Consider the following 26,137-nt stretch of genomic DNA (forward strand, 5'->3'; position numbering starts at 1 on the left):
TTAGTATCCCTAAAATTGCATAACTGATTGACATATTTAAGGGGATGGCCTGTTTATAAATCATTATAATTTTTATCGTAACCCATAATGCATATTTTTTGAATACTGAACCATCAAAAATACACTTTTTTCATATAAAAATAGGGTGTTGACATCCAAAATTCGGTCTGTCATCACCCTATTTATGTGATATTAATATTCTCTTAACTTATTACGTCCCAAGGCTTTCACGCCATGCATCCTACATCTGACTCAGTGCTTACTTTGTCTTAACCGAGGCCTGGGCGGCTGCTATCAAAATAGACTAATTACCGTTTTCTCACATTATGGAACACTTTTTACATAACCATAAAAACCCTTACTTGTTTTGTACTTTAAATCTTTCATACAAATCTTTATAACTGTTGTTTGTAAAACTACATTCTTTTACACAAATTGTGCATCCTTGTTGTTTTACAAATGTAGGCAAACATTTTTCTCTGATAATATGAGTTTTTCGCCCTGAATTATGCTCAATTGGCAACTCAAGAATAGCATTTGAGGGACATTTTCTAATACACTTACCACATCGATTGCAGAATTTTTCAATCCATGAATGCTCGTTACCTTCTGAAAGAGGCAAATTATCAATATTAGCAAATATAGCTGCTATTCTTTGGCGTGGGCCAAACTGAGGTGTTATTAAAAGTCCATGTCGACCAAACCACCCCATTCCGGCCTGAACAGCCAGTGGCGGATATAATACTAAACCTCCCAAAGGATGGCTTGCCTGTGCTTGATACCCCATCTTTCTTAGTTTTTCTGTTAATAAATTTGTTATTTCACCCAATTTATCATATGTTGACATAACCATTCTAAAGGTATCTACACTTGGAGCATTCTTTATAGCTATACTATCCATTTCCATGATCAATACAATAGCCGTGTCATACAAAACAGCCCTATCTTTGAAAATAAAATGAGCCGGTAGTTTTGTATATCCAATAGCACCAATACCTTTTAACTTTGCCAACTCTTCAAATTCTTTTAATTCAGGATCTGTTATCGAGACTTGACCCGACTTGGGATTTTCTTGGATACTCTTAATCGCTTTTATCCCTTCATCTATAGATGACCTCAAACTATGTCCAACAATAGGAATGTTCTTTAAGCTAAAAGGAACTTCCTCCCCACTTGGAATTTTATCAGGATTAGGCCAGCTTTTTTCTGGTGAGTTCTCAACCGAAGTGTGAACATTTTCCAAAGATGTTAATGAACGTTCTAAATCAAACCACTTTTTTACCTTATTTCTAATTACTTTAAGAATTATTCTCTCAATTATATTCATCGGGTACCTTCCCATCCCTTCCTTAATTGTCAAAAAACACTATTTATATTTTCAAAGACTTTTTTGAGTGTTTTAATAGTAATTTCTAGATCCCTTGAAGACACTTGATTTGATGATTGGTTCATAATTTCCCTGACAATCGGTAAAACTCTGTACTTATGGCGTATACCTTTATCGGTTAAAAATATTTGATAGCTTCTTCTGTCGTTTTTATCTATCTTTTTTTCCACAAAGGATTTTTTAATAAGATTATCCAAAAGCCTTGTCACCCTGGTTTTATCTTTTAATGTCTTCTCTGTTATTTCCGATTGAAAAAGACCATCTTCTTCCCATAATTTAAATAAGATTGCAAACTCTTCAGGTGTTAGTTCCACTCCTTCTTCCTTAAATCGAGCAGTCAATTTTTTTCTCATAATAATAGCAACCCTATTTACAATATGCCCCAACGTATCTGTAACTTTAAAATTCTTAAAGTTGTTTACACTTTCATCCATAATAACTCCTTATAAACTTATTAATTATTAATATAATAACCTAATTAGTTGCTAATAGCAACTAATATTTGTTTCACTTTAATTTTTAAATCCACGTTTATACATCATGTCAACATGCTATTAAAAATAGGGTACTGTCTCTTATAATTTCTAAAAGACAATACCCTATCTTAAAAAGCTATTCGGTTTCTAACTATTTAAGAGCTCGACACTAATTCTACCCAAAAAAGTATTCCATAATAGCCCTTTTACGACCCGTTTTATGTTCCATAATACCATATTTGAATAAAAAACAAGGTGCTACCTCTTAAAACACTAAGAGATAACACCCTTACACCAAGTCTCTCAAACCCTTGGTACATAAGGCCTTCCTACTTCTGACCAGACTCCGTTGCCTTGCCTTTGGATTGGTCTTTGGCGATTACAGCCGCTTGGGCTGCTGCCAATCTGGCAACTGGCACCCGGTATGGAGAACAACTTACATAATCTAAACCAATCATATGGCAGAACTCTACAGAACTAGGTTCACCACCATGTTCCCCGCAGATGCCAATCAATAAATCTGGTTTTACACGTCTGGCATTTTCAACGGTCCACTGCATAAGCTTGCCAACACCCTTGCGGTCCAATACTACAAAGGGATTCTCGGTAAGGATTTTTTTGTCTATATAAGCATGCATGAACTTACCCTCCGCATCATCACGGGAGAAGCCAAGGGTGGTTTGTGTTAGATCATTCGTGCCAAAGGAGAAAAACTCAGCCTGGGTGGCAATCTCATCAGCCAGCAGCGCAGCTCTGGGGACCTCGATCATGGTTCCCACGGTGTAATGGAAATCTACCCCCGTAGACTCCATAACTTCTTCTGCCACCTTTTCTACTAGCTCTCTCAAGTAGGCAAGCTCTTTAATTTCAATAACCAGGGGAATCTCTACCTCCGGTTCTATCTGATAGCCCTCTTTAACCAGCCTTGCTGAAGCCTGGAAGATGGCCCTTGCCTGCATGGCATACACCTCCGGCCATGTAATGCCTAGGCGGCAGCCCCTGTGTCCAAGCATTGGGTTAAATTCAGACAAGGAACGCACCTTGCGAAGTAGATCTTCGTGCTCTCTTATTTTATCGGAGTCACTATTAGTCAGCTTTAGTTTGGCAATTTCCACTGCTAATTCTTCTGCGTTGGGCAGGAATTCATGCAGAGGAGGATCTAATAAACGAATACAAACAGGCAAACCTTCCATGGCCTTCAGTATGCCATAGAAATCTCCTTCCTGCATGGGGAGCAGTTTTGCCAGGGCCTCGGCCCTTTCTTCCAAAGTTGTTGCTAAGATCATTTCCTGTACAATGGGCAATCTATCCTGGGCCATAAACATATGCTCGGTACGAGTAAGTCCGATTCCCCCGGCCCCAAATTCCTTGGCCTTAGCAGCATCTTCAGGAGTGTCGGCATTAGCCCTTACCCCCAAGGAGCGAATATCGTCTGCCCATTCCAAAAGCTTTAAGAACTCTGCTGATAAATCAGGCTCAATCATTGGTACTTCACCAATTATGACCTGGCCACTGGTCCCATCAATGGAGATTAGATCTCCCTCTTTAACAACATGATTGCCAACTAAAAATTGCTTGTTTTCCATATCAATCTTAATTGCTTCGCAACCGCATACACACGGTTTTCCCATACCCCTGGCTACCACAGCAGCATGGCTGGTCATACCCCCCCTGGAGGTGAGTATCCCCTGGGAAGCCACCATGCCATGAATATCGTCAGGAGTGGTTTCTGTACCTACCAACAGGACCTTTTGCCCCTGCTCATTCATCTTTTCTGCTAAATCAGCATCAAATACTACCTTACCGGAAGCTGAGCCGGGGGAAGCCGGCAAACCCTTGGCTAAAATATCCAGGGTGGCGTTAGGATCAATTCTCCGGTGCAGCAGTTGATCCAATTGATTTGGGTCAACACGTAAAATGGCTGTTTCTTTTGTAATTAAGCCTTGTTCCACCATTTCAACAGCGATTCTAATGGAAGCTTGGGCAGTGCGTTTACCGTTTCTTGTCTGCAGCATCCATAGTTTGTTGCGTTCAATGGTAAACTCAATGTCCTGCATATCTTTATAGTGGTTCTCAAGCAATGTGCAGGTAGTGGAAAACTGTTGGAATACATCGGGCATTTCCTCTTGAAGCTTTGATATAGGTAAAGGTGTACGAATGCCTGCAACCACGTCTTCACCCTGTGCATTTGTTAAATACTCCCCATAAAGGATGTTTTCTCCCGTGGAAGGATTGCGGGTAAAGGCAACCCCGGTTCCGCAGTCATCACCCATATTACCAAAGACCATGGTCTGTACATTTACTGCTGTACCAAGATCGTCAGGAATTTTATGTATTCTCCGATATACATTGGCACGATCATTTTCCCAGGAATTAAATACAGCATAGATCGCCTTATAAAGTTGCACTCTAGGATCCTGGGGGAATTCAGCACCAGTCTCCCTGCGGACAATATATTTATATTGTTTAATTACCTCCTGCCAATCCTCGGCAGTTAATTGGTTGTCAAACTTTACATCTCTTTTATATTTTTGGTCCTCTAAAACTGCTTCGAACCTATGATGTTCAATGTCTAACACAACATTTCCAAACATTTGGATAAACCGTCGATAACAGTCATAGGCCCAGCGAGGATTACCGCTGCTGGCGGCCAAGCCGATGACAGTGTTGTCATTTAAACCCAGGTTAAGTACAGTATCCATCATGCCAGGCATAGATATTACCGCCCCTGAACGAACCGAAACCAACAATGGTCCGTTAGGATCTCCAAAACTCTTACCAAGGGTTTGCTCCAACCAAGTAACCTTTTGCTCCACCTCAGCTTCCATACCCTCTGGAAACTGACGTCCTGCTTTGTAAAACTCTTTACAGGCCTCTGTGGTGATTATAAAACCAGGGGGCACAGGTAAACCAATATTTGTCATCTCAGCCAAATTGGCTCCTTTACCACCCAAAAGGCTTTTCATATCAGCCTTTCCCTCCGAAAAGGTATAAACGTATTTTGCAGCAGCCATTTTAATCCTCCCCGATTCAAAATTAGATGTGAGAGGTTAAACCTCTCACCTTTAAAACAAGTATCAGTTATAAATACAAAATCACTTCAACTACATTTAAAATACAGCTTACCTATGCCGTTCGCCCCGGTAATAGATTTCTAAAACTTTGCTGGCAGTTTCCTCTACCGCCTTGTTGGTTACATCTATTATTGGGCAGCCAACCCTCTTCATGATTGACTCTGCATACTCCAGTTCCTTTAAAATTCGCTCAGGACTGGCGTAATCCGCATGGGAGGTTAATCCCAGGGTCTTTAATCTCTCGGTACGAATAAAATTAAGCTGTTGTGGTTTGATAGTTAAACCGATAGCTTTATGGGACGGAAGGTTGAAAATCTCCTGGGGTGGAGCAACCTCCGGCACAAGGGGCACATTAGCTGCTTTAATACGTTTATGCGCCAGGTACATACTCAGGGGAGTCTTTGAAGTTCTAGATACTCCAAGTATAACTAGATCCGCCCTCAAAAGACCCCTTGGGTCTTTTCCATCATCATATTTTACAGCAAATTCGATTGCTTCTACTCGTCTAAAATATTCTTCATCCAGCTTACGAACTAATCCTGGTTCTAATTTTGGCGGCCCTGAGGTTATTAGGGTCAGGGCATCCAGGAAAGGACCCATAATATCCACTGTTGGAATATGATGTCGGTCAGCCTCTCTAACCAGTACTTCCCTCAATTCAGGAAGAACCAGGGTAAAAGCAACAATGCAGTTTTGACCACGAGCCTCATCAACCACATCCACTATGTCCTGGGGATCATTGACGTAAGGAACTCGCCTGATTTGCACGTTGCCACCGTTAAATTGGCTAACAGCTGCCTTGGCAACCAGCTCAGCAGTTTCACCAATGGAGTCAGAAACAATATATACTACCGGATTATCATCTTTCGGCGCTATAATGGTCAATCCCCTCCTCAGGACCCTTCACCTAATTCTACAAAGATTCGGGTGATATTAGTTTTTGAGAATCTGCCTACAACTTCAAACTCTTTTCCCTTAGTACCAGGAACAGTTCTAACCACTGGTAAGGAATCCACTTCATGGGTCAGTAGCTTGTGGGCAGCTAACCAGGCTGAGTCATTAACATCTGTCATGTAGACGTTAGGCATGCGGGTCATAATAACCCCTACCGGCAGTTTATTGATATCTTGACCGCCTAGGGTAGTTTTTAGCAAATCCTTCCGGGAAACAACTCCCTCTAAGAGTCCACCATCCCGAACAACATATAGGGTGCCCACATCTTCAATAAACATGGTAACCACCGCATCGTAGACGGTGCAGCTTTCTGGAACTACAATGGGCACTGACTTCACGTCACCAACCTTAATCCTGGTGATTTTATCCGCCAGGACCCGGTCGGTGGATTTTCCACTGTAGAAGTACCCTACCCTAGGTCTTGCCTCTAATAATCCTGCCATGGTCAATATAGACAAGTCCGGTCTTAAGGTTGCCCTGGTAAGGTTGAGTTGCTCTGCAATTTGCTCACCGGTGATGGGACCATTCTTTTTTACTATTTCTAAAATAGTCTCCTGCCTTTTGGAAAGTTCCATCCCCTTACCCCCAACCCTCAATATGACATACTAATTACCAAAAACGATATATATAATATATATTATATCGATAAAAAAATCCCTTCTTTTTTCAAAAAAATTTGATCAAAAAGCTATTTTTTATCCTTCCACAACAATTTTACTGAAATCTGCCATACTTAAGCTTAAATCAGTTAATTGTTTGAGCATGGCCAGACGGTTTGCTTTTACCTGTTGATCCTCAACCATTACCATAACATTTTCAAAGAAGTTATTCAGGTGATCCTTTATACCGGCTATTCTCTCGAAAGCAATGGTGTATTCTCTTTTTTCCACCAGGGGTTGAACCTCTTTTATCAGCAAGGTCAATTGACGATATAATTCTACCTCAGCAGGATGCTCCAATCGCTCCTCCACCATGTCGCTTACCTTTGCATGTTTTGCCAGGCTGTTAGCCCTGTTAAATGCGGTCATTAAAGCACCAAAGGCTGGTTCAGACCGAAAGGACGCCAGGGCCTGACCACGTTCCACTACATCTGTAATATCCTCAAAGCCAGCAGCTAGTATTGCTTCCACTGTATCGTAGGTCAGTCCTCTGTCGGTCAATATTCCCCTAAGTCTTTGCTTGAAGAACTCTTGAATTTCATTCTTAACCTGGTTTAGCTCCTGTTTGAGTTCCACACCTTCGCTGTAGCCCTGGTAGGCCCATTCAATTATTTGATCCAGGGAAATATGAAGTCTGCCATCAATAATGATGTTACATACCCCAAGGGCCTGGCGGCGCAGGGCATAGGGATCCTGTGAGCCTGTTGGCTGGATTCCTATGGAGAAGCAGCCCACAATGGTATCCATCTTGTCCGCAAGGCTAAGGCTTCTTCCTGCCAAAGTATCAGGTAGTTGATCACCGGCAGATCTTGGCAGATAGTGTTGGAATATGGCCTCGGCCACCACTGGGTCTTCACCGTTGCGGAGAGCATACTCTCTACCCATCAGACCCTGTAGTTCCGGGAACTCGTAAACCATATTGGTCACTAGGTCAGCCTTAGCCAGAAGGGCTGCCCTTTGAATTTGCTCCGCTTGAACCCCATTGGCCCCCATGGTTTCAGAAATGTGTTCTGCCAGGGCACCAATCCTATCAACCTTATCTGCAATGGAACCTAATCCTTCTAAGAAGACAATTTTTTTAAGTCCTTCCACCTTTTCAGCTAGGGGACGTTTTAAATCCTCATCGAAGAAAAAGGCAGCATCGGCCAAACGAGCCCGCAGCACCTTTTCATTGCCGGCGGTTACAATTTCTATATGTGCACTGGTACCATTTCTTACTGCGATAAACTTGTTTAATAGCTTTCCGTCCTCGCCCATAACAGGGAAGTATCTTTGGTGCTCCCTCATGGGTGTAACCAGAACGGCCTCGGGCAGGTTAAGATAATTGTCATCAAAACTACCACACAGAGCTGTGGGCCACTCAATAATATTGGTGATCTCCTCTAGAAGATCTTCGTCAGGCTCAACCCGCCCACCCTCTGCAGCAGCTAACTCCTGAATCTGACGCCAGATTATCTCTTTCCTCTCAGCCGGATTCACCAACACATAGGCAGCCCTAATTCTATTAAAGTAATCATCAGGGTTAAGGATTTCAAAGCCACCTGTGGTTAAGAATCTATGACCAAAGGTATATCTATCTGATTTTAGATTTGCTAACTCAAAGGGAACTACTTGTTCTCCATAGAGGGCCACCAGCCAGCGGATAGGGCGGGCAAAGCGCATTTCCAGTGAACCCCATCTCATTGGCTTAGGAAAATGAAGTCCCGTTATCATGGCAGGTGTAATCTCAGCCAGTACATCAGCAGCGGGGCGTCCTTCCTCTCTCTTTATGGCATATAGATATTCAACCTGACCAATTGGTCGAACCACCAGGTCCTCTAAGTTTACCCCCTGAGACTTTAGAAATCCTTGTATGGCTTTGGTGGGATTTCCATCAATATCATAGGCTGCCTTTTTCGCAGGCCCCTTTATTTCCTTTTCCAGGTCAGACTGTCGCTCTGCAACATCCTTAACATGAAGAACTAAACGGCGTGGTGTACCATAGGTTGCAATATCTCCACAGTTAATCCTTTGTTCCTGCAGCATTTTAGCTGCCAGTTCCTTTAATTGTCCCAAAGCCGGCCCAAGAAAACGGGCAGGCATTTCTTCTATGCCAACTTCAAGTAAAAAATCCTTAGCCATTTTTATTAGCTCCTTTCTTTAACAAAGGAAATCCTAGCTTCTCACGCTGCTCAACATAGGCTTGTGCACAGGCCCGGGCCATCTGCCTGACCCTGGCAATATACCCCTGCCGTTCTGAAACGCTGATGGCGCCTCTGGCATCGAGCAAGTTAAAGGTGTGGGAGCATTTTAGTACGTAATCATAGGCCGGGAGTACAAGTCCCTTTTCAACAATGGTTGTAGCCTCGGTCTCATACATATCAAATAGGTCAAAAAGCATTTCCGTATTGGCATGTTCAAAGTTATAGCCAGATTGTTCTACCTCGTTTTGATGATAGACATCACCATAGGTCACGTCACCAACCCATACTATATCAAAGACACTATCCTTCTGCTGAATAAACATGGCTAAGCGTTCCAAGCCATAGGTTATTTCCGCACAAACTGGATGACAATCAATGCCGCCACACTGTTGGAAATAAGTAAACTGAGTTACTTCCATACCGTCCAGCCAAACTTCCCAGCCTAAGCCCCAGGCTCCCAGGGTGGGTGATTCCCAATTGTCTTCCACAAAGCGAATATCATGCTTGTCCGGGTCTATGCCAATTGCCCGCAAAGAATCCAGGTAAACGGTGATAACCTCATCAGGGGACGGCTTTAGGATTACCTGGTATTGGAAATAGTGCTGCAAACGATTGGGATTTTCTCCATATCGACCATCGGTGGGGCGGCGGGACGGCTCAACATAGGCAACCCGCCAGGGTTCTGGTCCTAATGCCCTTAAGAAAGTGGCCGGGTTCATAGTACCGGCGCCCTTTTCAATATCATAGGGCTGCTGGATGATGCAGTTTTGCTCTGACCAAAATTTATTTAAGGTCAGAATTAACTCCTGAAAATTCAAGTGTATTCCTCCTCTGATAATATAAATGAAAATAAAAACTCCCGTCCCTGACATAAGTCAGGGACGGGAGATCTCTCCCGCGGTTCCACCCTGTTTGACTGCCCAAGGGGCAATCCACCTTAATTAAAAGTTAGCTCAGGAGCTCCACCACTCGGCTTGCTTTACCGGCTCACACTAACCCGGCTCGCTGTCAAAACAACTCTCCAAGTATCTTTTCCCTCATCGCCTATTCTTGAATTACAGCATACAATTTACCAAATTACTAGTTTATTGTCAATACTCTTAATGCTTAGGAGTGTTGTCCTCGTGTTTATTGGGAACCTCCACTTCAGGCTGCCACTGATCCTTAGGATCATCAAATTCAAGTCTGTAATTATTGGCCAAGCCTACAATACTGCCTAATGCACCGATAATCAGGACCGGTGTACTGGCCATGGCTCCCAGCACCCCTAGGGCACCAACCGTGGCAGGAAATTCAACCACTGTCCGGTCATCTTTTTTAACCTTTACCTTGGTCTTCTGACCCTTTTCAAAAATATGTTTAACTTGACCCATAAATTCATTACCTTTACCGTGCAGTTTTTCGTTCCACTGACGGTTTTTCTGTTCCAGGCTGATAAGGGCTTCCACAACATCCCCTCCAGCTAGATCAAGGGCTTCCTTAGCCTCTTTATAACCAACACCAAGACGGGCCCTGATAAGGTCTATTTTTTCCAGTTCACTGGTCACGCAATAGTCCTCCTTTATGAACAATTATCGTTATATAGCTTTTCCCCTCTAGTACTTATTTTTATACAATCTATCCAAAAATTCTGCAGTTTTTAATCTTTTTTCCAAATGATATTCAATATATGCCCTAAGTAGACCCTTTAGTTCCTTTCTGATTATATCTGACACCTTTAGTTGGTGAAGCTTAGACAAATCCCAGCGGTAAAGGGTTTTTAATACTTCAAGGCTCCCGCGATTAAAGGTAGCTTTTACTCCAGTAGCAGAAATACATTCCCTGCATACAAAGCCCCCCAACTGCTGCTCAAAATTGACCTTAGCCTCCTTTAATGGTTGACCGCACTCGCTGCAAGAATCCAATTCCGGCAAAAAGCCTGACAAGGCTAATAATCGGGCTTCAAAAAATCGCAGGGCAAGTTCTGCATCTCCTTTGGCAATGACATGCAGGGTGCTCAGCAGAAGGGCAAATATTGCCTGATTAGGCTCGCACTCTTCTGTAAAACCATCTGCCAATTCAGCCATCTGAGCTGCAAAGGCCAAGCGGTCTAAATCATTTCTTAGCTCGGTAAAAGATTCCTTTAGCTCTGCTTGGCTGATGGAATCTAAATCTCTCCCTTTGTGCATCAGCAAAGAAGAGTAGCAAAAGGGTTGAACTGCCCCCCTCTTAGTACTTTTAGGCTTCGCCACACCATGGGCAACCACCCGCTGCTTTCCCCTTTGCAAAGAAAAAAGGGTTAATATTTTATCCGCTTCTCTCATATCCCGGGATTTAAGTACAATGGCGTCAAGATTATATATTTTAACTGAAATTATTATCACCTTCAGTTTTTATCTTTGATTTATATTATACTACTTCCCAACGATTAGATGTTCTTTTGTAATCACAAATATGACCCGTCTTTGCTTTTCTAAGGAATGGTTGTAAAATGGTGTTGGAGGTGTGTACATGCGTATAATAGTTGCTATTACCGGAGCAACAGGTGCTATTTACGGCATTACTCTTTTACAGCAGCTTAACAAGCTTGGATTGGAAACACATCTAATAATGAGTTCCTGGGCCAAGCAAACCATAGAATTAGAAACAACCTACACCCCACAACAGGTAGCTCAGCTTGCTAACATTTGTCATGACTTTGACAACCTTGCTGCATCAGTTGCCAGCGGTTCCTTCAAACATCAGGGTATGGTCATCTGTCCCTGCAGCATGAAGACATTGGCAGGCCTAGCCCATGGTTATGCCGAGAACCTGATTGTGCGGGCCGCAGATGTCACCCTTAAGGAAGGACGACAGTTAATCCTGGTACCCAGGGAAACCCCCCTGAATACCATTCACCTGGAGAACATGTTAAAGTTAGCCCATGCCGGCGCGGTAATTCAACCACCCATGCCCGCCTTCTATCACCATCCCTCTACCATACAAGACCTTATTATTCAAACCGTTGGACGCATCCTTGACCGGCTTGGTTTAGAGAATGATCTAGTCAAGCGGTGGTGATTGCTTAGGAGCTTTTCCTTTGGTCTCGTCTGACTGGGGAGCCTATAGATTACCGCAAAAAAGGGGTCTGTTAGCCATCCAACTAACAAACCCCCAAATTCCTTCCCCTGCAATCGGTACCCAACAAAGACGCTCTTAAGTAAGACCAGACGAGACCCAAAAGGCATCCCCAACTTTCTACTCTTCCTGGGAAAACCCCAAATTCCTGAGATCCGCCATCTTATTGCGCCAATCCTTTTTTACCTTTACCCATAGTTCTAAATAAACCTTTGAGCCTAGGAGGTTTTCTATTTCTTCCCTGGCCCGTCGACCAACCTCTTTAAGCATCTGTCCACCCTTACCAATTAGGATAGCCTTTTGGGATTCCCGCTCGGTAAATATTACTGCATTTAATGCCACAACCCCATTATTTCGCTCTTGTATCTGCTCAACAACCACCGCCACTGAGTGGGGGATTTCTTCACTTGTCAGATGCAAGACCTTTTCACGAATTATTTCCGCCATAATAAAACGCTCCGGTCGGTCGGTAATCATGTCAGTGGGGTAATATTGTGGTCCTTCCGGCAGGTATTTAATTATAGTTTGTATTAACCTGTCCACATTTTCTCCATCTATGGCAGATACAGGAATCAGTTCAGCAAAGGGGAGCAGATCCTTATAGCGACTAATCTTCTCCAATACTTCTTCTTTTTTTATTAGGTCAATTTTGTTAATCATTAAAAATATTGGAGTTTTAATCTCTTTTAACTGTTCGGCAATGTACTTATCCCCCGCTCCCGGATCATCCGTGGCTTCAACTAAAAATAAAACCACATCCACTTCCCTCAGGGCACCTAGAGCCACGTCTACCATATATTCACCAAGCTTGTGCTTCGGCTTATGTATGCCAGGTGTATCTAGAAATACGATCTGGGCCTCATTTCTAGTAAGTACCGAGTGAATTTTATGCCTAGTTGTCTGGGGTTTATCAGACATGATGGCAACCTTCTGCCCAACAAGCTTGTTTAATAGTGTAGATTTTCCCACATTAGGCCGCCCTACAAGGGCTGCAAATCCTGAACGAAATCCCTCTGGGGTATTTAACATATAAAGCCTCCTAAAACTTAAAGGTATCAAATTTTAAATTTCTGAACCGTCCACTGACTCATTCTAAATCCTTGGGGCCAAAGAAGCCTGGCAGCAGGTCTTCTACTTTGGATGTGCGGTATTGGCCCTTTAGATTGCCCATGTGTACTTGGATCTTTCCTCCGAATTCGGCCAGTACCTGTCGGCAGGCCCCGCAGGGGGAGCAATATTCGGGGACATCTGCCACCACAGCTATGGCATCGAAATCCCTATGGCCCTCTGATACAGCTTTAAAGATTGCTGTTCGTTCAGCACAGCAGGCCAGACCATAGGAGGCATTTTCCACATTGCAGCCGGAAAATACCTTGCCGTCCTTAGTCAATAGAGCAGCACCAACCTTAAACTTAGAGTAGGGTGTATAGGCATTATCCCTGGCTATTAGTGCCATTTCTATAAGTTTTTCCGCAGTGATTGTCATTTAAACAACTCCTTTAGACGTTAGCCAAAGAATATGCTGGAAATCTTTGGCCAGAATACTAGATAGGCCACAACTAGGGAGTAAATGGCGGCCAGCAGTACAGCTCCAGCGGCACAATCCTTGGCTATACCTGCCAGGGGATGCCGTTCACTGGTGGCTAAATCAACGGCAGCCTCAATTGCAGTGTTCAAGGACTCAGCAATTAAGACTAAAAATATTGCTGAACAAATGCTTAGCCACTCAATACTGGTCAGATGCAAAAAAAGGCCCACCGTCACCACCAGAAGTGCTGCTGTTAGGTGAACCTTCATATTTCTTTGGGTACCAATTACATAGATTATACCCCTCAGGGCATAGCCAAAACTACTTAAGATTCCTTTAGAATTCACAAGTATCACCTGGTTATCTTTAAAGCATTTAGGATAGCCTCTTCCTTCTCTCGCATAAGTTGACGTTCCTCTTCTGTCTGATGATCATAGCCCAGGAGGTGCAATGAGCCGTGGACAGTTAAAAAAGCCACTTCCCTCTCAAAGCTATGCTCATACTCTTGCGCTTGGCGTTGTGCGGTGGGAAGTGACATTACAATATCACCCAGCAGTTCCTCTGCATCCTCTTCCTCCGGCATTTCTTCCCCTTCGTTTAGGGCGAAGGAGAGTACATCCGTGGGCTTGTCTATACCACGATATTCTGCATTAAGGCTCTTAATATAGTTATCATCTACAAATATTACGCCCACTTCAGCTTCGGTAGAGTAGCCTTCTAGCTTTAGTGTTTCCTTTACTACTTTTTCAACTAGTAGGATGAGACTTTCCTCAAGGGAAATTTCTTCTTGCAAATTACTTGTTAGGACCGGCATTTCGAGTTTTTCTCCTTTCCATTTCCTGTTTCATGTCAGGATACTCAATTCGGTTATGGAAAATACCCGAAAGCACCCGTACAAAGCTGTTAGCTATGGCATCTAAATCTTTAAAGGTCAGGTCACACTCATCCAGTTGCCCGTCCATAAGCCTGTCCTTGATGATTTTACGAACCAATCCCTCTACCCTGCCAGCGGTCGGATGCTGCAGTGATCTTACTGCTGCTTCAATATTATCCGCCAGCATGACAATAGCTGCCTCTTTTGTCTTTGGTTTTGGACCCTCATAACGGAAGTCTTCCTCATTAACAGATTCATTCCTATCACCTTCTAAGGCCTTGTGATAGAAAAAGCTGACAAGACTTTTTCCATGATGCTGCTCGATAATGTCCACCACAGGCTGGGGTAGTTTCTGCTCCCTAGCCAATTCAACTCCATCCTTAACATGGGAGGTTAATATTAGCGTGGATAATGATGGTGCTATTTTATCATGGGGATTATCCCCACCCAATTGATTTTCAATAAAAAAGTAAGGTCTCTTTATTTTGCCAATATCATGATAGTATGCTCCGACCCTGACCACCAGCGGCTCTGCACCAACAGATTCCGCTGCCGCCTCGGCTAAATTACCCACTAGAATGCTATGGTGATAGGTTCCAGGTGCATCAGTCAAAAGTTTCTTTAACAGCGGGTTATTGGGGTTAGATAGTTCCAGCAGTCTAACTGTAGAGGTAATGCCAAAACTGGTTTCTAAGTAGGGTAATGCGCCATTAGTTAAGATTGAGGAAAGCAATCCATTGGCAATACCTAAACCGAGGGCTGAGGTGGCAATTAGATACCAGGGGGACCCGTTAATCAACCCTACTATGGCAATGATAATAACATTAATGGCCCCAACATAAATGCCGGCCTTTACCAGATCACCCCTCTGACTCAGCTTGGATACGCTAAATACCCCGGTTACTCCACCAATAAAACCAACTAGAGCAAACTGAAAATTGTTCCCTGACATTACACTCAGCAGCAAGGCTAAGTTTACCACCACCAGCATGGCAAGACGAGCATCTAAAAGAATGGTAATTAACATGCCGGCCGCAGCCACCGGTGCTAGGAAACCAAATAAAGCTCCCAACTCAGGCCATTGGGTTATATTGATGGCCATAACCGCCCTGGAAACTATTAGGGTCATTAAAAAGATAATCCCTATCAGATACAGATAGCTGCTCTTTCTATAAATATCCCTCTGGTGAATATAGGTGTAGAGAAGTATTACCGACATGAGCAGTGCTACTAACAAACCGGTTCCTATAAGGGTGCCTAGGGTAAGTCCCGGCCTTGACAAGCCTAGTGCTTGGAGCCTTACCATATGCTCTTCGGTAACAACATCCCCCTGGGATATTATTCTCTCTTTATACTGTATATTAACCCGTACCGGAGGGACACTTTCGGCTGCTTCCTGCTGTTGCATTAGATATTTTTCCGGATCAAAGAAGGCATTTGGCCTAAAGAAATGTTTGATCAACCCTTGACCTAACAGCCTATAGGGCTCTTGAAATTGTCTGTCGACAATTTTATTTGAGGCCTGATTTTTAGCCTCTTCAATATTATCCGAAGTGATGCCGCCTTCCTGGGCATATACATCAGTTAGAATCACAGTTAAACCCTCGGCCAGTTGGTCAGTGCTGGCGGGGTTTCCCTCCGCGATATCTCTAATAATTTGGTCAGACAGGCTAAATGGAATCAATGCCTTAACCCGATTTGTTTTTATATCCTCATCGGCTTCAGTATCTGCCTGAACTTTTTTAACACTATCTAAAACTTGATTGATATCCTGTTGAACATTAATTGGAACATCCCTGTTAACCTCTGGAAGTCTTTGTACCCTCTCCATGGCTTTCTGCCGTTCCTCAGTGGTTTTCTCCTGATCAACATAGACCACAGATCTAGGAGCAAAAATGGTTGATGGAGATATTTGACCAACTTGCAGATTAACCTTTTGGGGTACAAATTCAAAGGCAACAAGCATTGTTATAAGCACAAAGAACAAACCAGCAGCAATATAGCGCTGGAAATTTTTATTTTTAAATAAGAATTTGAGAGCCTTTAACAGTCCTCCACCTATTCGGCGTAATAACAACATTACTAATTACTCACTCCCCACCTGTCAGAAGGCCAGTCCTACTGCTCATCCTGCTGTTCGTAAGCCCGGATAATTTCTATTACCAGGGGGTGCCGTACAATATCAGCCGCAGTCATCCATTGGAAAGAAATACCCTTAACTCCTTCCAAAACCCTTTTAGCATCAATTAAGCCGGAATTTTGGCCCTTTGGCAAGTCTATCTGGGTAATATCCCCTGTAATTATTGCCTTGGAGCCAAATCCAAGTCTTGTAAGAAACATTTTCATTTGCTCAGGCGTGGTATTCTGAGCTTCGTCTAAGATAATAAAGGAATCTTCCAGGGTTCTTCCACGCATATAAGCCAGTGGTGCAATTTCAATAATATTTCTCTCTAGGTATTTTTGTGTGTGTTCCATTCCCAAAATATCATACAGACTATCATATAGTGGCCTCAAATAAGGATCAATCTTTTCCTGAAGATCCCCTGGCAGAAAGCCTAATTTTTCTCCTGCCTCCACTGCTGGCCTGGTAAGAATTAATCTGTTTATTTCTTTTTTTCGCAAAGCATTTACCGCCATAGCCACTGCAAGATAAGTTTTACCACTTCCCGCAGGTCCTATGGAAAATACAATATCATTTTTCCTGATATTATTAATATAATCCCTTTGCCCTAAGGTTTTGGCCTTTAGCTGCTTTCCCCTGGCAGTTACCAGCACAATATCTTTGCCTAAACTTGAAAGTGCCCCTTTAACCCCAGATTTGGCAGACCTAATGGCATAGTTTATCTCATGCCTGCCAATATGATTGCCGGCTTGAAAGTACTCCTTTAGTTGAGAAAAAATCTCTTTCCCCTGTTCCACCTGTTCAGGTGACCCAATAATAGTTATTTCTTCTCCCCGGGCTATCACCCTTATTCCTAAACTTTGCTCCAACAAATTAAGGTGTTCGTCTTGTTTTCCGAATATGGCTGCAGCCGCCTCGTTATCGTTAATTACAACCTTTGCTTCAACACGTTCGGTCAATAGTTAACCTCCTCATTAGCTTTAAAAGGTTTTCCCTGTCCTATATCTTCAATTGTCTCAATAAAAGCCCTGACCCTGATTAAGTCTTCAGTTTTCCCGGTACTTATCTCTTCCAATCTTTCCTCAACTATTCTAGCTCCATTTGGAAGTCTAGATTTTGCTTCTTCTATAGCTTTTTGACCTGCTACATTCTTTGCCCCGGTTTCGCCATGATTAACCCGCGTAATGACTTTTTCCTTAAATTGCACACTTATAAGTTCGACGGGGATTTCGATATTCCTCCATTTTGGTAGACTTTTAGAGGTCATCTCTTCTTTATAGTGCTGGTAAGGAGAGTTTTTAGGACCTGATATGATTATTTCCTTGCCCCCAAATTTAATACGGGTAGAGGTTTTTTGGCGCTCCGACATATTCTCCTTAATTTCATTTAGCGGACACTCACCATAGCCCTCATACCATACTCGGGCCCTGACAATACCTTTGGCCTGAACATAATGACTAATGAATTTTGCTTCCGGGGGATCCTGTCCCTCAGGTAAAGGTTGGTTAGTAGTATCAGGTTTAACCTCTTCTTTAACCTCACCGCTGATTAAAATCTGCCCAGGAAGCACAGTATCCCCTTCCTTTGCTATCGCTTGTCCTTTGAGAACAAGCACTTCTTTAATTAATCCAGCTTTGGCGGCTACGATATGGGCTGGCCCACGGTTTTCATCCTCCACAACCAGTTTACGCTCAGCAATCTCAATGGTAGCCCTGGTACCCTTAAGGGTTACTCCTACCCAGGCAACAGAGGGAAGTTTTTCACGGATACTCTTCTCCACTTCCTTTGTATCCACACCCCACTTAGTTACTCCGGGTTTCAAGCCCGATTCAGCGGCATATTTTTTTATCTCATCCTTTGACAGTTTCTCAGCACCGGACACATCAACAAACCATACAAAGGAAGACAGGAAATAGAGAATGACTAGAAATGCAAGGCCACCAATGGCCAGCAATTTCCTCTTCTTAAGACGATCAACTAAAAAAGGTAGCCCAAAACGCTGATGAATCTTAAATCGACACTTGGTGGCCCTTGCGATATGGCGCAAGGGCCTTACATCACTAATCCTTACCTTAACCATAATTTGGTCTTTACCCAGCCTGGTTATATCCCATAGATATATTCCCCTGCTGGTGGCCATATTTACATATTTCTCAAGAAAATCACCTTTAATAACCATAGATACATAACCCAAAATAAAGGATAGTATTCTGGCTAATACCATTTACCACACCTCCCCAGGCTCAAGGAAAGTGAGGGATTTAATCTGTCCATCTACGCAAATTTCATCTGTCTTAATATTTCTTACCATCAGGTTCCCACCGATAATTCCGACCTCGCCATCCCCAACCTTGATCCGAACCTTATCTGAGTTATATTCCACGATACCCCTGTGATTTTCAATAAACACCTGTAAGTTGCCCACCAAAACTATTTTGGGCAAGTCCAACATTACATCGCTTGGGATCTCAAAAAAATCAGAAAACTGCTTTTTCACTTTCCTTTGCAAATCCTTAAAGGACATTAAAATCCCCTCCTCGGGATTATCTTTATGCACCCGAGGAGGGGAAAATTACTAATTATTGGTACCTATTCCTTTTACGCCTTGCAACAGGTGGGCCAAGGATTTCTGAAAGAATTATTCCCTGACGAAGCATCCCAGGTCCCATGTCTTTATGGTCAAAACATTTATGGGAAACTTTTTCTTCACCTTTTGTTTTCTTTTTATTTCTTCTTGCATCTGCTGTATTTGGTTGCGCTGGAGGCTCCACAGCAGCAGTTTCAAACATTCTCGGTAGTTCTTCTTCCTGTTGATAAACTATTTCCTCTGGAGGACCCATATCCAAAACATCCTTAGGATATCCAGGAGTAGGAGGGGTCGTTTCCTTTGCTTCCTCACCCTTTGGTCCCCATTTTCCCCGGAGATCCTGGGGTAATCTATAGGAACGAGGGGCTGGTTGCTCCTCTTCCCGTTCAGGCGCCGGCATCCTCCCTTTGGCTTTGTTGGCCAATGCTCTGAATACTGCCCAGAGTATGGCCAAAATTATTAGATTTTCCAAGGGGCATCACTTCCCTATTCCGTCTTCTTTCCCTTTGCCTGGTTCTCCTGATTACCAGGACCGGATATGGACTCTCTCATCTTGGTATCTGCCAATATGTTTTGCATATTATAATAATCCATTACACCAAGTCTGCCGGAGCGGAAGGCTTCAGCCATAGCCCTGGGAACCTCAGATTCCGCTTCTACCACCTTAGCCCGCATCTCTTCAACCCTAGCCTTCATTTCCTGTTCCTGGGCTACTGCCATAGCCCTGCGTTCTTCTGCCTTGGCCTGGGCAATGTTTTTATCAGCCTCAGCCTGATCGGTTTGAAGCTGAGCACCAATGTTACGACCTACATCCACATCAGCTATGTCAATTGATAGAATTTCAAAGGCAGTACCAGCATCAAGCCCCTTTGATAAAACGGTCTTAGAAATGCTATCAGGATTTTCCAATACCATTTTATGGGTATCGGAACTACCCACACTGGTTACAACACCTTCACCAATTCTAGCTATAATGGTTTCCGCACCGGCACCACCCACCAGGCGGTCGATATTGGCTCTAACGGTAACCCTGGCAACAGCCTTAACCTCAATACCATCCCTGGCCACAGCACTGATGATAGGTGTCTCAATAACCCTTGGGTTAACACTCATTTGAACAGCCTCCAGCACGTTACGACCTGCTAAGTCAATGGCCGCTGCCCGCTCAAACTGCAGGGGAATATTTGCCCTTTCTGCAGCAATCAGTGCATCAACAACCCTATCAACATTACCTCCAGCCAGGTAATGGGCTTCCAACTGATCCACATTTACAGCCAAGCCTGCCTTGTCTGCCTTAATGAGGGGATTGACAATTTGTGCAGGTGGCACCCTACGCAATCTCATACCAACCAGGGTGATTATACCCACCTTAACCCCTGCCGCCAGGGCCGAAATCCACAGCCCTACCGGTATGAAACTCATCAGAGTAACAAAAAGCACAACTCCAAGCATTACTAATACAAGAAAAGATAATCCGCCAATACTAATCAATACCATTTCCTCCTTTGGTAACTAAAAACTTATTTTTATTCTTCCCTGTCAAAGTCTGTCTTATTAAACATTGTCGGTTGCTTTAACTACTACCCTCCCACCTTCAACTTTAATAACCAGCACCGGAGTCCCGGGACCAATATAATCTCCTTCAGTAACTACATCTATCCTCTTACCGTCAATTAGTGCTGAACCTGCCGGTCGCATAGGTGTAGCTGCCACTCCAACTTTTCCAAGTAATTCCTCCAGATCTCGGCTGGGTGCCACATAACCTTCTTTACGGTCTTGACGATTGTCCAGCTTCACCCGGTTCCAAAAATTTATTTTGCCTGCTAGCCAAACCCCTCCAACCAGCACCACAAAGGTTACTACTAGTGCTACAGTTAATGCCTGAGTAGCTTGAAAGATATCGACCGATAAAAGCAGGACACCCCAACCAAGTAAAACAACGCCGAAAACCCCTGGCACGCCAAAGCCTGGTACAAAAAATACTTCCAATACCAGGGCGAATACCCCAAGGATAATGGCAAAGGCAGCCAACCAAGCAGACATCTCTGACAAAAATAACATAAGCTCACCTCCTGTCTTTAGAACCGGATTGCCCAAAAGGAGCTTCCCAGTTTTATTGGAAATATCTTACTACAAAGCACTATGTTAAAAAATGCTTGGCATACCTATATGCCAAGCATTCCCTTTGTAATCATTTTTAATTATCTGAAGCTTTTACGCTTACGTGCAGCCTCGGACTTCTTCTTTCTTTTTACACTGGGTTTCTCATAGTGTTCATGTTTACGTGCCTCGGCTAAAACGCCAGCCTTTTGACATGTCCGCTTAAAGCGCCGGAGGGCACTGTCCAGTGTCTCGTTTTTGCCTACTCTAACTTCCGCCACTCAATTTCCCTCCCTCCGCCAATCCATAAAACCAATTACAGTAACCACATCTATGATAGGTAAAAACTCCAAAAAAATCAATACCAGTTTATTATACAATGGCAACTTCTTTCAGTCAACAGTTTAGCCCGGTGGCCATTGCATTTGCCTTCCTCCAATTAAATGGAAGTGGATATGGTACACCGTTTGGCCTCCCTCTTCTTTGCAATTGGAAACCAGTCGAAATCCCTTCTCAGAGATGCCCAATTCCTTGGCAATATTTGAGGCAGCAGTAATTATATGTCCCATCAGCCCAGAATCATCACTATTTAGGTCCACCAGGGTGGCTATATGCTTCTTGGGTATAATCAGCACATGAACAGGAGCCACAGGACTTATATCCTTAAAGGCCAGTACTTTTTCATCTTCATATACTTTTTGCACGGGGATTTCCCCGGATATTATTTTGCAAAAGAGGCAGTCTTGCACCAAAAACACCTCCTCCCACTGATAACTGGAAAAACACCTGAACATAGTCTTTCCTAAAAGTGTATTCAACACACCTTCAATATTATCCTGCAATGTAGTTTAAATTATTATGCCTTTTAATAGAGATTCTTCGGTTCCTATTAATTCAACCCTAACAATTTCACCCTTCAGGGATTGATCTCCTGGAAATATTACTTTAAGGTAAGTATCAGTGTGCCCCTCCCAAAGCTCTAAATCCTGTTCATGGGGTTGTTCCACTAAAACCTCCACTATCCTTCCAACCTGCTGAAAAGCAAAATTATGGGATAGTTCCTTCCCAAGATCAATTAGCCGTTTACTACGGCTCTCCTTATCTTGTGCAGAAATCTGATCCGTGTATTCTGCTGCGGGAGTACCCTTTCTTGGTGAGTATTTAAAAACATGTATTCCGGCGAACCTGGCCCTGGCCACCGTTCTCATGGTATTCAAAAACATTTCTTCCGTTTCACCCGGAAAACCAACAATCACATCACTGGTGATGGCAACTCCATCAATGTTATCACAGATAACAGTAATAAGCCTCTCAAATTCATGGGTGTTGTAACGCCGCTTCATCTTTTCCAGAATACGATCGTCGCCACTTTGCAGGGGAATATGAAGATGCCGGCAAACATTACCATGATCTGCCACAGCGTTGATTAGGGCAAAATTTATATCATGGGGTTCTACTGAGCCTAATCTTAGCCGCTTAAGGCCAGGAACTTTAGCCAATCTGTTTACCAGCCAGGCCAAATCCATATCCCGACCAGGTAAGTCCTGACCGTAGGCGCCAATGTGTATCCCAGTAAGCACTAGCTCTTTAAAACCCTGGGCAACCATTTCCTCCGCAGCCTTTAAGACATTTTCAGGTAAACGGCTTCTTACGGGTCCTCTGGCATAGGGAATAATGCAATAAGAGCAATAACTATTACAGCCTTCCTGGATCTTAAGGAAAGCTCGTGTTTTGCCTTGATCCCCAGGGGTGGGAAGTTCTTCAAAGGAATCACTCAGCATAATATCCTCAACAACATTAACAGGACCATTATCCTTGGAGTAATTCTCCACTAGGCTTACAATTCTACTGCGGTCTTTAGTTCCTACCACCAGATCAACTCCGGGTATTTCCAAAACCTCACCCGGGGATGTTTGGGCGTAGCAACCTGTGACAGCGATCACTGCAGCAGGGTTTTGCTTGACGGCCCGACGAATTATTTGCCTGGATTTTCGGTCCCCCAGGTGGGTTACTGTACAGGTATTGATAACATAAACATCCGCTGGCTGCTCAAACTCAACTACTTCATAACCAGCCTGACGAAATAAATCTCCGATGGCCGATGACTCGTATTGGTTTACCTTGCAGCCCAGTGTAAAAATGGCGGCTGTTTTAGACATACACAATACCTCCTACCCGATTTCACCGTAGTGGAATAATACCATAGTCAAGGTCGCTGGTCCCGCAGTCTCGGTTCTTAAAATCCGCGAACCCAGTGTAACCCTATGACAGCCCTCTTTAACTGCCCTGTCAACCTCTTCCGGCTCAAAGCCCCCCTCAGGCCCGATAAATATATAAACCTCCCGGGGCGATTCAACCAACAGCACCTTACTTAAATGCTGCATCTTTTCACCCTCCCAGGGCAGCAGCAGAAGAGCACCTGCGGGAATTCCCGTAAACACTTCTTCCCAGGAGGATAATCTATCAACCGATGGAATTTCGCTTCTACGGCATTGTTTGGAGGCTTCTAGGGCAACTCTCTGCCACCGTTCCTGTCGTTCTATAATCTTTTTTCCTTCTAGCCTTACCACCGAGCGCTTAGCCGCTAGGGGTATAATCCGGTGCACTCCTAATTCGGTACATTTTTGTATAATACTTTCCAGTTTATCCCCCTTAGGCAAACCTTGAACCAAGGTCACTTTAAGGTTTGGTTCAGATATCTGATCTTCTTTACCCAGTAGGCGACATTTTATTTCCTCTTTATGTATCTCAGATATCTCAGCCTTAAAAGCCTTACCTCTGCCGTCCAGGAGGGTTAAGGTAGCACCAGGTTCCATGCGTAATACCCTTACAATATGTTTTACATCCGGTCCGGTTATGACTGCACTATCTTCCCTTATCTGATGAGGCTCTATAAAAAAGCGGGCCAAAATTTATCCCTCCAAAGTGCTAAGATAGGACACCCATTCCCCGTCTTCCCGTGTAGCTAGTACTATAAAACCGGCTTGTTCTAGTTTTTCCTTTACTTCCTCAGCCCTAAACCGAATAATTCCAGAGGTGATAAAATACCCCCCCGGCCTGATAATCCCTGAAACATCCGGTGCTAGAAGGATAATAACATTGGCTATAATATTTGCAATTACAATGTCCAGCGGTCCCTCAACCTTGTCCAGCAGATTACCCTGACATACATCTACCTGTCCTTGAACTTCGTTTAGACCAATGTTTTCCCGAGCTATATCCACGGCCACTTGATCAAGATCCACAGCAAAAACCTTTGCTGCCCCCAGCTTGGCTGCAGTAATTGCCAGTATCCCTGTACCGGTCCCTACATCTGCTACAGTTTCTCCTCCCTGGACTATGTCTTCTAAAAACTCCATGCACATGGTAGTGGTGGGGTGATTTCCGCAGCCAAAGGCCATGCCAGGGTCTAGCTCCAACACTAGACGTCCCGGAGGTGGAGAATAGTCTTCCCAACTAGGCTTTACTGCCAGTTTCTTCCCAATCTCCACCGGCTTATAATAAGCCATCCAAGAGGTAGCCCAATCTTCTTCAGCAACCCTAATGGTCTCCACCCTAGGAAGATTCTCCAAAGGTAATTCCGCCAGTCTAATCTGAATCGAAGCAAGCTTGTCCTCCAAATCCACATTATCCGGCAAATAAGCTTTAACCACCGGCATAGGACGATTTAGTACTTCCTCCGGGAACTCATAATGATCCCATATATTAGCAGCTATATATCTAGAAATTAAGGCGGGGTCCTCAATCACAACCCCGCCAGCACCAAGTTCCTCAAAGATATTGCTGACCATATCTATTCCTTCATGGGGCACATGGACGGCAATTTCTAACCAATTCACGGCTTTATAGCCCTCCTCTTGGGTATGTCTTGGCTTATCAGCCAATAAAAGCATCTTTCATTTTTTCAAAGATGTTTTTGTTGCCGCCCTGGGGGTTTTCTCCGCCCAAGCGGGCAAATTCTTTGAGTAGCTCTTTCTGCTTATCACTTAATTTTGTTGGAGTGGTTACCTTTACCCTCACATGCTGGTCGCCACGCCCACTGCCATTTAGATACGGCACACCTTTTCCTTTGATACGGAAAACGGTGCCGGTTTGAGTGCCTTCGGGCACCTTTAGTTCAGCAGTACCATCAAGGGTTGGAACCTCCACAACATCCCCCAGGGCGGCTTGGGCAAAACTAATATTCATTTCGTAAATAACCTCATTGCCATCCCTGGCAAAATCTTTATGGGGGCGAACTGACAAATAAACATATAGGTCACCCGGAGGACCACCCCTGATTCCTGCCTCGCCTTCACCATTTAAGCGTAATCTGGAGCCATCATCAACACCGGCAGGAATTTTGATATGAATGGTCTTGGTTTTTCTGACCTGACCCATTCCCCGGCAGGTGGGGCAAGGCTTTTCAATTACTTTACCGGTACCTCGGCATTGCTCACAGGTTCGGCTTTGCACTATTCTGCCAAAGGGTGTGTTTTGGGCAATCTGAACTTGCCCGGTGCCTTGACAGATACCGCAGGTCTTGGTTTTACTACCAGGAGCAGACCCACTACCAGCGCAGGTGTCACATGTTTCAATCCTTGGTACCTGGATATCTCTCTCCAGGCCAAAGGCAGCTTCCTTGAAGGATATTTCCAGGTTAATCCTCAAATCACTACCCTTTTGGGGACCAGTGCGTTGGCGGCCCATGCCCCCAAAAAACATATCAAATATATCTCCCAAACCGCCGCCGAAGTCAGCACCGCCAAATCCGCCAGCACCAAAACCTTGACCGTCGGTTGCTGCATGCCCAAATTGGTCGTAAGCAGCCCTTTTTTCCTGATCACTGAGCACAGCATAGGCCTCGGCAATTTCTTTAAATTTGGCCTCAGCTTCATCTTTGTTACCAGAATAGGCATCAGGGTGGTATTGTCGGGCCAGCTTACGGTAAGCTTTCTTCAAATCCTCTGGCGAAGCGTCCCGGGAAACCCCAAGCACTTCATAATAATCCCGTTTAGCCATATTTCACCACCTAAAATCAAAAATTACAAAAATAGTATCACTGGAAGAAAGGCACGCAATAATCATTCCCTTTAATGCGTGCCTTTAAGAAACACT

The 26,137-nt window shown here is 43.9% G+C and carries 27 protein-coding genes; 1 reads left to right on the forward strand and 26 read right to left on the reverse strand.

The features are described 5' to 3' along the window. Positions 1-358: 358 nt before the first annotated feature. The 9 genes from P6N53_RS13265 to recO form a co-directional block, all read right to left on the reverse strand. On the reverse strand, positions 359-1,327 hold the full coding sequence (locus P6N53_RS13265; RefSeq protein WP_304543950.1) for a 4Fe-4S binding protein: 969 nt from the start codon (positions 1,325-1,327) through the stop codon (positions 359-361). Positions 1,328-1,356: 29 nt separating this feature from the next. Beyond that, a complete protein-coding gene (locus P6N53_RS13270) occupies positions 1,357-1,821 on the reverse strand; it encodes a MarR family winged helix-turn-helix transcriptional regulator (RefSeq protein WP_304543952.1) in 465 nt (154 codons plus the stop codon). Positions 1,822-2,192: 371 nt separating this feature from the next. After that, positions 2,193-4,877, reverse strand: coding sequence for a pyruvate, phosphate dikinase (gene ppdK, locus P6N53_RS13275; RefSeq protein ID WP_304543954.1), 2,685 nt, complete (start codon positions 4,875-4,877; stop codon positions 2,193-2,195). Positions 4,878-4,985: 108 nt separating this feature from the next. Beyond that, on the reverse strand, positions 4,986-5,822 hold the full coding sequence (locus tag P6N53_RS13280; RefSeq protein ID WP_304543956.1) for a pyruvate, water dikinase regulatory protein: 837 nt from the start codon (positions 5,820-5,822) through the stop codon (positions 4,986-4,988). Positions 5,823-5,830: 8 nt separating this feature from the next. Further along, positions 5,831-6,466, reverse strand: coding sequence for a transcriptional regulator CcpN (ccpN, locus tag P6N53_RS13285; protein WP_304543958.1), 636 nt, complete (start codon positions 6,464-6,466; stop codon positions 5,831-5,833). 120 nt (positions 6,467-6,586) lie between these two features. Continuing rightward, a complete protein-coding gene (gene glyS / locus P6N53_RS13290) occupies positions 6,587-8,671 on the reverse strand; it encodes a glycine--tRNA ligase subunit beta (protein WP_304543960.1) in 2,085 nt (694 codons plus the stop codon). Further along, positions 8,664-9,551 carry a glycine--tRNA ligase subunit alpha gene (gene glyQ, locus P6N53_RS13295; RefSeq protein WP_304543961.1) on the reverse strand — a complete coding sequence of 296 codons (888 nt, stop codon included), beginning with the start codon at positions 9,549-9,551 and terminating at the stop codon, positions 8,664-8,666. Before glyQ ends, glyS begins: the two co-directional genes overlap by 8 nt. 282 nt (positions 9,552-9,833) lie before the next feature. Beyond that, complete coding sequence (locus tag P6N53_RS13300; protein ID WP_304543962.1) at positions 9,834-10,280, reverse strand: DUF4342 domain-containing protein; 447 nt, start codon at positions 10,278-10,280, stop codon at positions 9,834-9,836. Between the two features lie 48 nt (positions 10,281-10,328). Beyond that, entirely contained in the window at positions 10,329-11,096 is a 768-nt protein-coding gene (recO, locus tag P6N53_RS13305; protein WP_304543963.1) for a DNA repair protein RecO, read from the reverse strand. 127 nt (positions 11,097-11,223) lie between these two features. On the opposite strand from recO, the gene P6N53_RS13310 reads away from it, so the two are divergent. Beyond that, the gene (locus P6N53_RS13310) at positions 11,224-11,772 is read left to right on the forward strand and encodes a UbiX family flavin prenyltransferase (protein WP_304543965.1); all 549 of its coding nucleotides are present in this window, start codon (positions 11,224-11,226) and stop codon (positions 11,770-11,772) included. Positions 11,773-11,949: 177 nt separating this feature from the next. Here the strand turns inward: P6N53_RS13310 and era are convergent, their stop codons facing one another. The 17 genes from era to dnaJ form a co-directional block, all read right to left on the reverse strand. Further along, a complete protein-coding gene (gene era / locus P6N53_RS13315; protein ID WP_304543967.1) occupies positions 11,950-12,858 on the reverse strand; it encodes a GTPase Era in 909 nt (302 codons plus the stop codon). Between the two features lie 58 nt (positions 12,859-12,916). Continuing rightward, entirely contained in the window at positions 12,917-13,315 is a 399-nt protein-coding gene (locus P6N53_RS13320; RefSeq protein ID WP_304543969.1) for a cytidine deaminase, read from the reverse strand. 20 nt (positions 13,316-13,335) lie between these two features. After that, positions 13,336-13,704 (reverse strand): diacylglycerol kinase family protein, encoded by a 369-nt coding sequence (locus P6N53_RS13325; protein ID WP_304543971.1) that lies wholly within the window; start codon positions 13,702-13,704, stop codon positions 13,336-13,338. Positions 13,705-13,709: 5 nt separating this feature from the next. Next, positions 13,710-14,171 (reverse strand): rRNA maturation RNase YbeY, encoded by a 462-nt coding sequence (gene ybeY / locus P6N53_RS13330; RefSeq protein ID WP_304543972.1) that lies wholly within the window; start codon positions 14,169-14,171, stop codon positions 13,710-13,712. Beyond that, positions 14,152-16,311, reverse strand: a complete 2,160-nt coding sequence (locus tag P6N53_RS13335) for an HD family phosphohydrolase (protein ID WP_304543974.1) — start codon at positions 16,309-16,311, stop codon at positions 14,152-14,154. The genes ybeY and P6N53_RS13335 overlap by 20 nt, the downstream gene beginning before the upstream one ends. A 38-nt stretch (positions 16,312-16,349) precedes the next feature. Beyond that, entirely contained in the window at positions 16,350-17,312 is a 963-nt protein-coding gene (locus P6N53_RS13340) for a PhoH family protein (protein WP_304543976.1), read from the reverse strand. Next, a complete protein-coding gene (gene yqfD / locus P6N53_RS13345) occupies positions 17,309-18,577 on the reverse strand; it encodes a sporulation protein YqfD (protein ID WP_304543980.1) in 1,269 nt (422 codons plus the stop codon). Before yqfD ends, P6N53_RS13340 begins: the two co-directional genes overlap by 4 nt. Beyond that, positions 18,578-18,877 (reverse strand): sporulation protein YqfC, encoded by a 300-nt coding sequence (yqfC, locus tag P6N53_RS13350; protein WP_304543982.1) that lies wholly within the window; start codon positions 18,875-18,877, stop codon positions 18,578-18,580. A 55-nt stretch (positions 18,878-18,932) separates the two neighbouring features. Further along, complete coding sequence (locus P6N53_RS13355; protein WP_304543984.1) at positions 18,933-19,412, reverse strand: hypothetical protein; 480 nt, start codon at positions 19,410-19,412, stop codon at positions 18,933-18,935. A gap of 14 nt (positions 19,413-19,426) precedes the next feature. Next, a complete protein-coding gene (gene floA, locus P6N53_RS13360; RefSeq protein ID WP_373323051.1) occupies positions 19,427-20,422 on the reverse strand; it encodes a flotillin-like protein FloA in 996 nt (331 codons plus the stop codon). A gap of 72 nt (positions 20,423-20,494) precedes the next feature. Then, positions 20,495-21,001, reverse strand: a complete 507-nt coding sequence (locus P6N53_RS13365) for an NfeD family protein (RefSeq protein ID WP_304543988.1) — start codon at positions 20,999-21,001, stop codon at positions 20,495-20,497. 140 nt (positions 21,002-21,141) lie between these two features. Further along, positions 21,142-21,321 carry a 30S ribosomal protein S21 gene (gene rpsU, locus P6N53_RS13370; protein ID WP_304543990.1) on the reverse strand — a complete coding sequence of 60 codons (180 nt, stop codon included), beginning with the start codon at positions 21,319-21,321 and terminating at the stop codon, positions 21,142-21,144. A 123-nt stretch (positions 21,322-21,444) separates the two neighbouring features. Then, complete coding sequence (locus P6N53_RS13375; RefSeq protein ID WP_304543992.1) at positions 21,445-21,789, reverse strand: histidine triad nucleotide-binding protein; 345 nt, start codon at positions 21,787-21,789, stop codon at positions 21,445-21,447. 99 nt (positions 21,790-21,888) lie between these two features. Further along, on the reverse strand, positions 21,889-23,199 hold the full coding sequence (gene mtaB, locus P6N53_RS13380) for a tRNA (N(6)-L-threonylcarbamoyladenosine(37)-C(2))-methylthiotransferase MtaB (protein ID WP_304543994.1): 1,311 nt from the start codon (positions 23,197-23,199) through the stop codon (positions 21,889-21,891). Between the two features lie 12 nt (positions 23,200-23,211). Next, positions 23,212-23,949, reverse strand: a complete 738-nt coding sequence (locus tag P6N53_RS13385; protein WP_304543996.1) for a 16S rRNA (uracil(1498)-N(3))-methyltransferase — start codon at positions 23,947-23,949, stop codon at positions 23,212-23,214. Between the two features lie 3 nt (positions 23,950-23,952). Next, positions 23,953-24,879, reverse strand: coding sequence for a 50S ribosomal protein L11 methyltransferase (gene prmA, locus P6N53_RS13390; RefSeq protein WP_304543997.1), 927 nt, complete (start codon positions 24,877-24,879; stop codon positions 23,953-23,955). 37 nt (positions 24,880-24,916) lie between these two features. Then, entirely contained in the window at positions 24,917-26,041 is a 1,125-nt protein-coding gene (gene dnaJ / locus P6N53_RS13395) for a molecular chaperone DnaJ (protein ID WP_304543999.1), read from the reverse strand. Positions 26,042-26,137 lie beyond the last annotated feature (96 nt).

Origin of the sequence: Desulforamulus aquiferis, assembly GCF_030577015.1 — a bacterium.
In the GTDB taxonomy this organism is placed as follows: domain Bacteria; phylum Bacillota; class Desulfotomaculia; order Desulfotomaculales; family Desulfotomaculaceae; genus Desulfotomaculum; species Desulfotomaculum aquiferis.